Here is a 12,688-nt window from a genome sequence, read left to right on the forward strand (position 1 = left end):
GTGCAACGAGACCCTGGGAGTGCAATGTCGAAGATCAAGGTTGAAGGAACCGTCGTCGAGCTCGACGGCGACGAGATGACGCGGATCATCTGGCAGAAGATCAAGGACACCCTGATCCACCCGTACCTCGACGTGAACCTCGAGTACTACGACCTCGGCATGGAGTACCGCGACCAGACCGACGACCAGGTCACGATCGACGCGGCCCACGCCATCCAGAAGCACGGCGTCGGCGTCAAGTGCGCGACCATCACGCCCGACGAGGCGCGCGTCGAGGAGTTCGGCCTGAAGAAGATGTGGAAGTCGCCCAACGGCACCATCCGCAACATCCTCGGCGGTGTCATCTTCCGCGAGCCGATCATCATCTCGAACATCCCGCGCCTGGTGCCCGGCTGGAACAAGCCGATCATCATCGGCCGCCACGCCTTCGGCGACCAGTACCGCGCCACCGACTTCGTCTTCAAGGGCAAGGGCACGCTCACCGTCGAGTTCACCCCCGAGGACGGCTCGGAGCCGATGAAGTTCGAGGTCTACAAGGCCCCCGACGACGGCATCGCGCAGGTCCAGTACAACCAGGACTCGTCGATCCGCGACTTCGCGCGCTCCTCGCTCAACTACGGCCTGACCCGCAACTACCCGGTCTACCTCTCCACGAAGAACACGATCCTCAAGGCCTACGACGGCCGGTTCAAGGACATCTTCGAGGAGATCTTCGAGACCGAGTTCAAGGAGCGCTTCGAGGCCGCCGGCCTCACCTACGAGCACCGCCTCATCGACGACATGGTCGCCTCGGCCATGAAGTGGGAGGGCGGCTACGTCTGGGCCTGCAAGAACTACGACGGCGACGTCCAGTCCGACACCGTCGCGCAGGGCTTCGGCTCGCTCGGCCTGATGACCTCGGTCCTCTCCACCCCCGACGGCAGCGTCGTCGAGGCGGAGGCGGCGCACGGCACCGTCACGCGCCACTACCGCCAGCACCAGGCCGGCAAGCCCACCTCGACGAACCCGATCGCCTCGATCTACGCCTGGACGCGCGGCCTCGCGCACCGCGGCAAGCTCGACGGCAACCAGGAGCTCATCGACTTCTCGCTGACCCTCGAGGACGTCGTCATCAAGACGGTCGAGTCCGGCAGCATGACGAAGGACCTCGCGCTCCTCGTCGGCCCCGACCAGGCCTGGCAGACGACCGAGGAGTTCCTCGCCACGCTCGACGCGAACCTCAAGGCGCGCATGGAGGCCTGACCTCCCGTCCGCCGGCCCGTCCAGGGCTCGCACGAACGGCTCCGGCTCGCGGTGATCCTCGGATCCCGCGAGCCGGAGCCGTTTCCGCGTGCCGACGGTGCGACGGGTCGGATGTGCGACGGGTCGGCCGGCGTCAGAGCACGCGGGCCAGCTGCTCCATCGCCCCGCGCGGGTCGCTGCCGACCGGCATGAGCACCGTGCTGGCCGCTCCGGCCGCGTGCAGCTCGTCGATCCGCGCGCGCGCCGTCTCCGGCGTCCCGACGACGGCGAGGCGGTCGACCCACTCGTCCGGCAGATCGCGGACGAAGGCGGCGCGGTCGGCGCTCCAGGCGCGCAGCTGCGCGAACTCCTCGGCGAAGGGCAGCGGCTCGATGTGCGGTGCCCAGTCCGGCTCGCCGACCCACTCCAGTCCCGGGCGCACGGCGGCGCGGGCCTCTCCGGCGTCGTCCGAGACAGCGGCCACGTTGTAGGCGACGACGCGGCCCGGCGTGCCCATCTGCTCGCGGGCCCGGGCGAGGTACTCCGGAACGACCGGCTCGGCGAGGATCGCCCCGTCGGCGATGCGCCCGGCCAGCTCGAGCGAGCGCGGTCCGCGGACCCCGGCCAGCAGCGGTGGCACGATCTGCGGCGGCGACTCGAGCCGCAGGCCGTCGACGTGGACGTAGCGGCCGTCACGGGTCACCTCCTCGCCGGCGAGCAGTGCGCGGATCGCATCGAACTGCTCCGAGAGCAGGGTCAGCGGGCTCTTCGGCCAGACGCCGAGTCCGCGCATCCAGCCCGGCATGCCGTGGCCGATGCCCGCGTGGACGCGGCCGGGGAAGAGCTCGGCGAGGGTGCCGAGCTCCATCGCGGTGAACGCGGCGGTGCGCACCGCGGCGGGCAGGATGCCGATGCCGACGACGATCCGCTCGGTCGCGGCGAGCACGGCCGCGGCCTGGGCGATGCCGCCGCGGAAGCCGAGGTCCTCGACGACCCAGAGCTCGTCGAAGCCGAGCTCCTCGGCGCGGCGGGCGTAGGGCAGGACCTCGGCGGCGGGGAGATCGCGGGGGAGCAGGACGCCGACGGCGGCGTCGGGGTTCGGGGTGCGCATCCCGCCAGCGTAGGACCGGCGGGGCGGAGTCCCCGAAATGGGGGCACCGGGATCCCCGGAGATCGGACGCCGTTGTCCCCCGAACAAGGACTTCGTTACCTGTTCGTAACAGAGCCGGGCGATCCAGTTCGTAGGGTCGACTCTGTGCGAGAACCGATCCGGTTCTCAGCAACTGTGAGTAAAGGACATCGATTGCCGCTTCACTTGTCCCACCGTCCACCCGTCCGCCGCGCTGAGAAGCGCATCCTCGCCGGCCTCGCCGTCCTCGGCATCGCCGCCTCCGGCGCCTTCGCCGTCTCGGCCGCCTCGGCCGCCCCGCTCGTCGGCGGGGCCGCTCTCGTCGGCGGACTCTCCACCCTCCAGACCTTCGACGACGGCGACTACGTCGTCACGCTCGTCGAGCCGTCCGCGGCGACCTACGAGGGCACCGACGCCCGCTTCGCCCGCACCGCTCCGGACGCCGGCGCGCAGCTGCAGGCCCGCTCGGCCCCGGTCGAGGACTACTCCGCTCACCTCGAGCAGCGGCAGGACGACGTCGCCGCCGCTGTCGACGCCGCGATCGGCTACCACTACACGGTCGCCCTCAACGGCTTCTCCGCCTCGCTCACCGCCGAGCAGGCGAGCGAGCTCGCCGGCCGCAAGGACGTCGCGCAGGTGCGGGAGCTCGAGGACCTGAAGCTCGACCGTGCCGCGGCCTCGACCGCGCCGGCTCCGACCGCCGCCGCCGACGCCGGCATCCCCGTTCCTGACACCGGGCAGGAGTCCTCGACGAGCTTCCTCGGCCTCGAGGGCGACGGCGGAGTCTGGGACACCGTCGGCGGTGTCGAGAAGGCCGGCGAGGGCATCGTCGTCGGCGTCATCGACTCCGGCATCGCACCCGAGAACCCGTCCTTCGCGGGCGCTCCGCTCGCGACCTCCCCGGGTGCCGCTCCGTACACGGACGGCACGACCGTCCGCTACGCCAAGTCGGACGGCACCACCTTCGCCGGCTCCTGCTCGCCCGGCCTCGCCGGATCCGAGCAGTGGGACGGCGGCGAGTGCAACCAGAAGCTGATCGGCGCCCGCTGGTTCCTCGGCCCGAACGAGAAGGCCGGCTCGACCGACAACCCGGAGTACCGCTCGCCGCGCGACGCGGACGGCCACGGCTCGCACACCGCGAGCACGGCGGCCGGCAACGCCGACGTCGAGGCCTCGGTCGACGGCTACGACTACGGCACCATCTCCGGTGTCGCACCCGCCGCGAAGGTCGCCGCCTACAAGGTCTGCTGGAACGGCGACGAGAACGGGACCGACGACGACGACTACTGCTCCGGCGAGGGCATCCTGGCCGCGATCAACGCGGCCGTCGCGGACGGCGTCGACGTCATCAACTTCTCGATCGGCGGCGGTTCCGCCGTCTCGACGCTGACCCCCTACGACGAGGCGTTCCTGAACGCCGCGGCCGCGGGTGTCTTCGTGGCCGCCTCGGCCGGCAACTCCGGCCCGGGCGTCTCGACCCTCGACCACGCCTCGCCCTGGTACACCACGGTCGCCGCGTCCTCGATCCCGACCTACACGGCCACCGCCACCCTCGGTGACGGCCAGGCCTTCGTCGGCGGATCGATCAGCGTGCACGACGACGTGACCGGCCCGCTCGTGAACAGCGCCGACGTCGTCGTCGCCGGGACCGAGAACGCCGACATCTGCGCGCCGGGCTCGCTCGACGCCGCGAAGGTCGCCGGGAAGATCGTCGCCTGCACCGCCGGCGTCACCGCGCGCGTCTCCAAGTCGGCCGAGGTCGACCGGGCCGGGGGCATCGGCATGCTGCTGCTGAACCCGTTCCCGAACGCCCTGCACGTCGACGACCACTCGGTCCCGAGCATCCAGATCGACTCGCAGGCCTACGACGCGATCACCGCGTACGCCGGCACCGCGGGCGCGACGGCGACGCTGACCGAGGGCAACGCGACCGGCACCGAGATCCCGGTGCCGCAGGTCGCGGGCTTCTCCTCGCGCGGACCGGCCGAGGCGGACGGCACGGACGTGCTCAAGCCCGACCTCACGGCGCCCGGCGTCGCGATCCTCGCCGACAGCTTCAACGCCGAGGGCGACGACCCCGCCTTCGCGTTCGAGTCCGGCACCTCGATGTCCTCCCCGCACATCGCGGGCCTCGCCGCCCTCATCCTGGGCGTGAGCCCGAACGCGTCGCCGTCGGCGGTCAAGTCGGCCATGATGACGACCTCCTACGACAGCGTCGACCAGTCGGGCGCCGCGTCCGATGACGTCTTCGCTCAGGGCGCGGGACACGTCGACCCGACCGCGTTCCTCGACCCCGGACTGCTCTACGAGAGCGGCACGAGCGACTGGATCGCGTTCCTCAAGGGGGCCGGCTACGTCTTCGCCGACCCCGAGCTCGACGCGGTCGAGGCGATCGACCCGTCCGACCTCAACCAGGCCTCGATCGCGATCGGCGCCCTGGCCGGGACCCAGACGGTCACCCGCACGGTCACCTCGACCGAGGCCGGCAGCTACACCGCCGCCCTCGACATCCCCGGGATCGACGCCGTCGTCTCGCCGTCCACCCTCTCCTTCACCGGAGCGGGCCAGACCGCCGAGTACACGGTGACCTTCACGAGGACCGACGCCGAGCTCACCGAGTTCGCGACCGGCTACCTCACCTGGTCGAGCGCCGAGCACGAGGTGCGCAGCCCCGTGGCCGTGCGTCCCGTGCTGCTCGACGCGCCGTACGAGGTGTCGGGCTCCGGCTCGACCGGCTCGACGAGCGCCGAGATCATCCCCGGCATCGACGGCCCCCTGCCGCTGGTTCCGAGCGGACTCGCGGTGGGAGTCCTCGCCGAGGACGCGACCGCGGCGGACGGCCACACCGGCACGCTGCCGCAGGGCGTGACGTTCGAGACGACCGTCGAGGTGCCCGAGGGCACCGAGTTCGCCCGGTTCGACCTCGACTCGCTCGACGACACCGCCGACCTCGACCTGACGGTCTCGCAGATCGTCGACGGGAAGCCGGTGCCCACGGCGACCAGCGCGACCGGCTCGGCCGACGAGCGGGTGGACCTCTACGCCCCCGAGGCCGGCAGCTACCTGGTCTCCGCGGACATCTACGCGGTGGGCGCGGAGCCGGAGGCGACCTTCGACCTCCGGAGCTTCCTCATCGCGGCGGACGGCGGCGAGGGCTCGCTGACCACCGCGCCCGAGACCGTCGACGCGGTCCTCGGCGCGCCGACGAGCTACTCCGTGTCGTGGACCGGCCTCGCCGGCCCGGCGCAGTACCTCGGCAGCGTCGACTACGCGGACTCGGGTCTCCGGACCCTCGTCAGCGTGGACGTGACGGAGGCGGCGACGCCGGCTCCGACCGCGACGCCGACGGCCGGACCCACGGCCGAGCCGACCGCGACGCCGACCGCCGGACCGACGGCGACGCCGGCTCCGACCGGGACGCCGACCGCCGGACCGACCGCGCCTCCCGCGCCGACCTCCACGCCCACCGCTGGACCGGGCGCGCCCGGCCATGGCGCGGGCGGGCTGCCCTCCACCGGCTTCGGCGGCGGACTGCTCGGAGCGGGCGCCCTGGCGCTGATCGGCGCCGGAGCGGTGCTGACGGGACTGCGTCGCCGCGCCCTCGCGCAGCGTGAGGCGGGCGCCGCGGAGTAGCCCTCCGCAGCCCGTCGACGGCCGCTCCGCACGCCCCTCCGGGGGCGGCGGGGCGGCCGTCGCTCGTTGGGCGCGGGATCTCGATGCGCCCGCTGCGCGGGCTACTCGATCAGCATGAGCAGGGAGCCGAATCGCTGGAACATGCTGGCCCGCCGTCGCCTGCAGGGTGGTCTGCAGGCTCCGGTTCAGACGGTGGTGGATCTCGATACGCCCGCTGCGCGGGCTACTCGATCAGCAGAGGTGCACTCGCACAGCGCCGTCAGCTCAGCGCGCGGCGCCCCGAGATCACGCCGGACACCACGGCGACCACGCCGAAGACGATCGCCACGACGGGCTGGCCGAGGTCGAGCCAGGCGAGGGCGGCGGCACCCATGATCAGCAGCTCGATCAGCGAGCGGCCGTAGAGGTCGATCGCGAGGACGGCGCGCGGCGACAGGAAGAGCGCCCAGAGCAGGATCGCCAGCACCGGTGCGCCCACGCCGAAGACGATGCTCCACGGCAGGTCCCAGGACAGGAAGCCCCACAGCCCGAGGCTGACGAACGCGAACAGCTCGAGCACGAGGCGGAGCACATCGTTCGCTCCGACCTTCGGATCGGTCCGTGCAGTGCCCGCTGTCGCTCGATTCACGCGGACCATCGTATCCGCCCGCGGTGAGTCGCCCGAGAGGGCTCGTTCTCCCGCCCTGCGGTCAGCCGCTCCGGGCGACTCGACGCCGCCGGTGACCGGCGCGGGGTCAGTGGAAGATGATCGTGCGGGCGCCGTCGAGCAGCACGCGGTCCTCCGCGAACCACTTCACGGCCTGGGTCAGCGTGCGGCTCTCCTCGTCCTGCCCGATCGCGACCAGCTGCGCGGGGGAGTGCGAGTGATCCACCCGCACCACGTTCTGCTCGATGATCGGGCCCTCGTCGAGGTCGCTCGTCACGAAGTGCGCGGTCGCACCGATCAGCTTCACCCCGCGGGCGTGCGCCTGCTTGTAGGGGTTCGCGCCCTTGAAGCCCGGCAGGAAGGAGTGGTGGATGTTGATCGCCCGGCCGGCCAGGCGCGCGCAGAGCTCGGGGGAGAGGATCTGCATGTAGCGGGCGAGGACGACCAGCTCGACGTCGTGCTCCTCGACGACCTCGACGACGCGCTCCTCGAAGGCGCGCTTGGTCTCGGGCGACGTCACCGCGCGCGACTCGAACGGCACTCCGTAGAAGCCGGCCAGGTCCTGCAGGGTGGCGTGGTTCGAGAGGATCAGCGGGATGTCGATCGCGAGCTGCCCGGCGCGCTGGCGGAAGAGCAGGTCGTTCACGCAGTGCCCCGCCGTGGAGGCGAGCAGCAGCGTGCGCAACGGGCGGCCGACGACGTCGAGCCGCCAGGTCATGCCGTAGTGCTCGGTGACGGGCAGCAGCGCGGCCTCGAACTCGTCGCGGGTGACGGGCGACTGCACCTGCAGGCGCATGAAGAAGCGCCCGGTGTCGGCGCTGGAGAACTGCTGACTCTCGGTGATGTTGCCGCGGGCCTGGACCACCGCTCCCGAGACCGCGTGCACGATGCCGGGCAGGTCGGGGCAGGCGAAGGTGAGCGTCCAGTGGTTGCCGGGACCGTCGTCGGAGCCGCCGCTCGCCGCGTCGGCGGGCGTTCGGGCGGGAGCGGGCGCGGCGGAATCGGTCTGCATCCGCTCAGGATATCGGCCGCCCGTTGCTACACTGGCCGCGTCGCGACTGGCGTTCGGATGGGTGACCATCAGGGAGCGGCACCCTCTCCGGAGACCTCTTCCGGACACTTTTCCTGCCGCTCGCCTGGGCCGGAACGGATACCGTTGTTCTGCGTGCCCGAGCGTGCCTCGTCGCCTCGCGGACGCCATCCGTTTCGCAGCCAAGGAGCGCACGTGTCCTCTTCTCCCGCCTCGAGCACCGCCAGCACCGGTGTCTCGGCCTCGTTCAACGAGCCCGTCTCCGTCGTCGATCCCGAGATCGCCGCCGTCCTGCAGCAGGAGCTCGACCGCCAGCGCGGCTACCTCGAGATGATCGCCAGCGAGAACTTCGTGCCGCGCGCGATCCTCGAGTCGCAGGGCTCGGTCCTCACCAACAAGTACGCAGAGGGCTACCCCGGCCGCCGCTACTACGGCGGCTGCGAGTTCGTCGACGTCGCCGAGCAGCTCGCGATCGACCGCGCGAAGGCCCTCTTCGCCGCCGAGTTCGCGAACGTCCAGCCGCACTCCGGAGCGACCGCGAACGCGGCGGCGCTCGCCGCCCTCGTCCAGCCGGGCGACACCATCCTCGGCCTCGAGCTGGCGCACGGCGGCCACCTCACCCACGGGATGAAGCTCAACTTCTCGGGCAAGCTCTACAACGCCACCGCGTACGGAGTCGACCCGCAGACCTTCCGCATCGACATGGACGCGGTCCGCGAGAAGGCCCTCGAGGTCCGCCCGCAGGTCCTCATCGCCGGCTGGTCGGCGTACCCCCGTCACCTCGACTTCGAGGCGTTCCGCGCGATCGCCGACGAGGTCGGCGCCAAGCTCTGGGTCGACATGGCCCACTTCGCCGGACTCGTCGCCGCGGGCCTGCACCCCTCGCCCGTCCCGCACGCCGACGTGGTGACCACCACCGTGCACAAGACGCTGGCCGGCCCGCGCTCGGGCCTCATCCTCGCCAAGCAGGAGTACGCCAAGAAGCTCAACTCCGCCGTCTTCCCGGGCCAGCAGGGCGGGCCGCTCATGCACGTCATCGCCGCGAAGGCCACCGCCTTCAAGCTCGCGGGCGAGCAGGAGTTCGCCGACCGCCAGGCGCGCACCATCCGCGGCGCCCAGATCCTCGCCGAGCGGCTCACCGCCGCCGACTCGAAGGCCGAGGGCATCGACGTGCTCACCGGCGGCACCGACGTGCACCTCGTGCTCGCCGACCTGCGCAACTCCCCGCTCGACGGCAAGCAGGCCGAGGACCGCCTGCACGAGGTCGGCATCACGGTCAACCGCAACGCGGTGCCGTTCGACCCGCGCCCGCCGATGGTCACCTCGGGCCTGCGGATCGGCACCCCCGCGCTCGCGACCCGCGGCTTCGGCGACGCCGAGTTCACCGTCGTGGCCGACGTGATCGCCGAGGCGCTCAAGCCCTCGGCCGACCTCGAGGCGCTGCGCGCCCGGGTCAAGGGGCTCACGGACGACTTCCCGCTGTACCCGGGGCTGTAGGCCGCACCGCTTCCCCGTGCTCAGCGGGGTCCGGAGCGCCGAGTGCGCCTCCGGACCCCGCCGAGCACCACTGCACGACAGGCGCGGGAGCGCCGACGAACGAGGAGTTGCACGATGACGGCACAGGTACTCGACGGCGTCGCGACCGCCGCGACGGTCAAGGCGGAGATCGCCGAGCGCGTGGCGGTGCTGCGAGAGAAGGGCGTCGTGCCCGGTCTCGGCACGCTGCTGGTCGGCGACGACCCGGCCTCGCGCTCCTACGTCGCGGGCAAGCACCGCGACTGCGCGGAGGTGGGCATCGAGTCGATCCGCGTCGACCTGCCCGCCACGGCCTCCGCGGAGGACATCCGCGCGGCCATCCGGCAGCTCAACGAGTCGGACTCGGTGACCGGCTACATCATCCAGCTGCCGCTGCCCAAGGGCATCGACGAGAACGCGATGCTCGAGCTGATGGACCCGGACAAGGACGCCGACGGGCTGCACCCGACCAACCTCGGCCGGCTGGTGCTGGGCGTCGAGGGCGAGCTCGACAGCCCGCTGCCCTGCACGCCGAACGGCATCGTCGAGATGCTGAAGCGCCACGAGATCCCGATCTCGGGGAAGCACGTCGTCGTCGTCGGGCGCGGGCTCACGGTCGGCCGCCCGCTCGGGCTGCTGCTGACCCGCAAGGGGCTCGATGCGACGGTGACGCTGACGCACTCGCGGACGACGGATCTCGCGGCGGAGGTGCGGCGGGCGGACATCGTCGTCGCCGCGGTGGGTGTTCCGGGGCTGATCGCGGCGGACTGGGTGAAGCCGGGGGCGGCGGTGCTCGACGTGGGGATCACCCGGGTCGAGAATCCGGAGACGGGGAAGGCGAAGCTGACCGGCGACGTCGCTCCCGGAGTCGCGGAGGTCGCGGGGTGGCTGTCGCCGGTGCCGGGCGGGGTCGGGCCGATGACGCGGGCGATGCTGATCCACAACGTGGTGGGGGCGGCGGAGCGGGCTCTTCGCTAGTACGACGTCGGGGGGGGTGCTTGCTGCCGGCGGTCTGACGGTGGGAGGGGCGCGGTGCCTCGTCGCGGCTCCTTCCCGCGCGCCTGCGGCGCGCCCGCCAGACCCGAGCCAGGAGCCGCGACGAGACACCGCGCCCCTCCGGGGCGGCGACTGCAGAGGGGCGCGCCCTTCGGGCGGCGCGGTGCGGAGTCCGGGGTAAGGGACCAGGTGCGGGCCGACCTCCGTGCTCAGGCGTGGAAGCGGACCTCGTCGCCGGGGGTCAGGTGGGCCAGGGCGTCGAGGGAGGGCGAGGCGATGACGGCGAGGACGGGGTAGCCGCCCGTTGTCGGGTGGTCGGGGCCGAAGAGGACGGGGAGGCCGGAGGGCGGGAGCTGGATCGAGCCGTGGACCAGGGCCTCGCTGGGGAGTTCGGGGGCGTCGCCTGTGGGGAGGGGGGTGCCGGTGAGGCGGAGGCCGATGCGGTCGGCGGAGGGGCTGAGGTGCCAGGGGCCGGTGAGCAGGCGCTGCCACGTGCCGGGGGGCAGGAGGTCGAGGCGGGGGCCGGGGAGGACGCGCAGGACCGGGTTCCGAGGGGGGTCGAAGGGCCACCAGTCGGGGAGGAGGACCGGGGCGGCGGGGAGGCCGAACGCGAGCAGGTCGCCGGGGCGGAGAGGGGTCGGGCCGAGGGCCGAGAGGGTGTCGCGGGAGCGGGAGCCGAGGACGGGCGGCGCGGCGATGCCGCCGCGGACGCCGAGGGTGCGGCGCAGGCCCGCCGTCAGGGGGCCGAGCCTCAGGACCGAGCCGGCGGGAGCGAGCGTCGGCAGGACGCGGGCGAGGGCTGCGCCGTCGAGGGTCGCGGCTCCGGCGGCGCCGGTGAGGCTGATCCAGGTGGGGGTCTCGAAGCGGGCGGTGAAGCCGGCGCCGAGCAGCTCGAGGGCGGCTGCGTCCCGGGCGTTGCCGAGGAGGCGGTTCGCGAGGCGGAGGGCGCCGCGGTCCATCGCGCCGGAGCGTCCGACCCCGACGGCGGCGTGGCCGGGGCGGCCGTGGTCCTCGACGAGGGCGAGGGGGCCGGGGTCGAGGACGCGCAGGCTCACGGCAGCGCCCGGAAGCGGACCTCGTCGCCGGGGGCGAGCAGGGCGGGCGGCAGGCGCTCGATGTCCCAGAGCACCGCGTCGGTCGAGCCGATCAGCTGCCAGCCGCCGGGGGAGGAGCGCGGGTAGACGCCGGAGTAGCCCGCTGCGAGGGCGACCGCGCCGGCCGGGACTCGGGTGCGCGGCTCGGCGCGGCGGGCGACCTCCGGCCAGGGGGCGAGCGCGACCAGGTAGGCGAAGCCGGGGGCGAAGCCGCCGAAGGCCGCGCGCCACGGGGTCGCCGTGTGGTGGCGGATCAGTTCGGCGGGCGTCCAGCCGAGGGCGTCCGCTGCCTCGGCGAGGTCGGCGCCGTCGTAGCGGACGGCGATCTCGTGCCGGCGGCCGACCGTGCCCGGCCCGTTCGGCTCGGTCGCCTCCGCGGTCCGCAGGATCCACGGGGACACGGTCGCGACCGGCAGTGACTCGTCCAGCACGACGAGGACCGTCCGCGCGGCGGGGACGAGGTCGAGCACACCTGCGGGGCGGGAGCGGTCGAGCGCCGCCGCGAGGGCGAGCGCCTCGTCGAGGCCGTCGACCTCGACCAGCACGGCGCAGTCGCCGGAGGGCAGCAGCCGCACCGGGATCACGGGGCGGCGCTCGCCAGAGCGACGCCCGCCTCGGCGAGGGCCGTGCGCACCGCCTCCGCCATCGCGACGGCGCCGGGGGTGTCGCCGTGCACGCAGAGGGAGTCGACGTCGAGCTTCACGTCCTCGCCCGAAGCCGCCGTCACTGCGCCCTCGAGGACCATCCGCACGGCCCGGGCCGCGACGACCGCCGGGTCGGCCAGCAGGTCGCCCGGCTCGCCGCGTGGGACGAGCGTCCCGTCGGCGCGGTAGCCGCGGTCCACGAACGCCTCGCGGAGGAACGGCAGGCCGGCGTTCGCCGCCGCCCGCTCGACGGCGGAGGACCCGAGGCCGAGCAGGGGCAGTCCGGGCGCGGTGTCGCGGACGGCGGCGACCACCGCCTCCGCCTGCCGCTCGTCGTGGACGATGCGGTTGTAGAGGGCGCCGTGCGGCTTCACGTAGCGCACCTCCGTGCCCGCGGCCCGCGCGATCGCCTGCAGGGCGCCGAGCTGATAGGCGACGTCGGCGTGCAGCTCGTCGGGGCCGACGGGCAGGTCGCGCCGGCCGAAGCCGACGAGGTCGCGGTACGCGACGTGGGCGCCGATCGCCACGCCGCGCTCGGCGGCGGTGCGGCAGGTGGCGAGCATGATCGAGGGGTCGCCGGCGTGGAAGCCGCAGGCGATGTTCGCGCTGGTGACGAGCCGGAGCATTGCGTCGTCGTCGCCGAGCGACCACACGCCGAAGCCCTCGCCGAGGTCGGCGTTCAGGTCGATCGCACTCCGCATCCTCCGAGCCTACGGGCGGCGTCCAGCCGGGGCTCGCTAGCGTGGGCAGACGCGCTCGCGTTCCCACCCCCTCCGGACC

Annotated in this window: 10 protein-coding genes; 4 read left to right on the top strand and 6 right to left on the bottom strand. The window is 73.1% G+C overall.

Features of this window, described 5'->3' with window-relative positions; all coding sequences use genetic code 11:
* Positions 1-24 precede the first annotated feature (24 nt).
* Positions 25-1,242, top strand: coding sequence for an NADP-dependent isocitrate dehydrogenase (locus tag EDF22_RS02730; protein ID WP_123702198.1), 1,218 nt, complete (start codon positions 25-27; stop codon positions 1,240-1,242).
* A gap of 133 nt (positions 1,243-1,375) precedes the next feature.
* On the opposite strand, the gene EDF22_RS02735 is transcribed toward EDF22_RS02730, so the two are convergent.
* Positions 1,376-2,332, bottom strand: a complete 957-nt coding sequence (locus EDF22_RS02735; protein WP_123704640.1) for an LLM class flavin-dependent oxidoreductase — start codon at positions 2,330-2,332, stop codon at positions 1,376-1,378.
* A gap of 204 nt (positions 2,333-2,536) precedes the next feature.
* Between EDF22_RS02735 and EDF22_RS20375 the strand changes: the two genes are divergently transcribed.
* On the top strand, positions 2,537-5,983 hold the full coding sequence (locus EDF22_RS20375; protein WP_185038676.1) for a S8 family serine peptidase: 3,447 nt from the start codon (positions 2,537-2,539) through the stop codon (positions 5,981-5,983).
* A 259-nt stretch (positions 5,984-6,242) separates the two neighbouring features.
* On the opposite strand, the gene EDF22_RS02750 is transcribed toward EDF22_RS20375, so the two are convergent.
* Positions 6,243-6,611 carry a YrdB family protein gene (locus EDF22_RS02750; RefSeq protein WP_260302929.1) on the bottom strand — a complete coding sequence of 123 codons (369 nt, stop codon included), beginning with the start codon at positions 6,609-6,611 and terminating at the stop codon, positions 6,243-6,245.
* A gap of 106 nt (positions 6,612-6,717) precedes the next feature.
* Positions 6,718-7,641: a formyltetrahydrofolate deformylase gene (gene purU, locus EDF22_RS02755; protein ID WP_123702202.1), complete on the bottom strand. Its 924-nt coding sequence runs from the start codon at positions 7,639-7,641 to the stop codon at positions 6,718-6,720.
* A 213-nt stretch (positions 7,642-7,854) separates the two neighbouring features.
* On the opposite strand from purU, the gene glyA reads away from it, so the two are divergent.
* Both glyA and EDF22_RS02765 read left to right on the top strand, forming a co-directional pair.
* Entirely contained in the window at positions 7,855-9,156 is a 1,302-nt protein-coding gene (glyA, locus tag EDF22_RS02760; protein WP_185038678.1) for a serine hydroxymethyltransferase, read from the top strand.
* Between the two features lie 114 nt (positions 9,157-9,270).
* Positions 9,271-10,152, top strand: a complete 882-nt coding sequence (locus EDF22_RS02765; protein WP_123445127.1) for a bifunctional methylenetetrahydrofolate dehydrogenase/methenyltetrahydrofolate cyclohydrolase — start codon at positions 9,271-9,273, stop codon at positions 10,150-10,152.
* A 227-nt stretch (positions 10,153-10,379) separates the two neighbouring features.
* Here EDF22_RS02765 and EDF22_RS02770 read toward each other — a convergent pair whose 3' ends face one another.
* The 3 genes from EDF22_RS02770 to EDF22_RS02780 are packed head-to-tail and all read right to left on the bottom strand — an operon-like array spanning position 10,380 to position 12,609.
* Positions 10,380-11,225, bottom strand: coding sequence for a biotin-dependent carboxyltransferase family protein (locus tag EDF22_RS02770; RefSeq protein WP_260302937.1), 846 nt, complete (start codon positions 11,223-11,225; stop codon positions 10,380-10,382).
* Positions 11,222-11,848 (bottom strand): allophanate hydrolase subunit 1, encoded by a 627-nt coding sequence (locus EDF22_RS02775; RefSeq protein WP_260302939.1) that lies wholly within the window; start codon positions 11,846-11,848, stop codon positions 11,222-11,224. The genes EDF22_RS02770 and EDF22_RS02775 overlap by 4 nt, the downstream gene beginning before the upstream one ends.
* A complete protein-coding gene (locus EDF22_RS02780) occupies positions 11,845-12,609 on the bottom strand; it encodes a LamB/YcsF family protein (protein WP_123702206.1) in 765 nt (254 codons plus the stop codon). The genes EDF22_RS02775 and EDF22_RS02780 overlap by 4 nt, the downstream gene beginning before the upstream one ends.
* Positions 12,610-12,688: the final 79 nt, after the last annotated feature.

The organism is Rathayibacter sp. PhB127 (assembly GCF_003751665.1).
GTDB lineage: Bacteria > Actinomycetota > Actinomycetes > Actinomycetales > Microbacteriaceae > Rathayibacter > Rathayibacter festucae.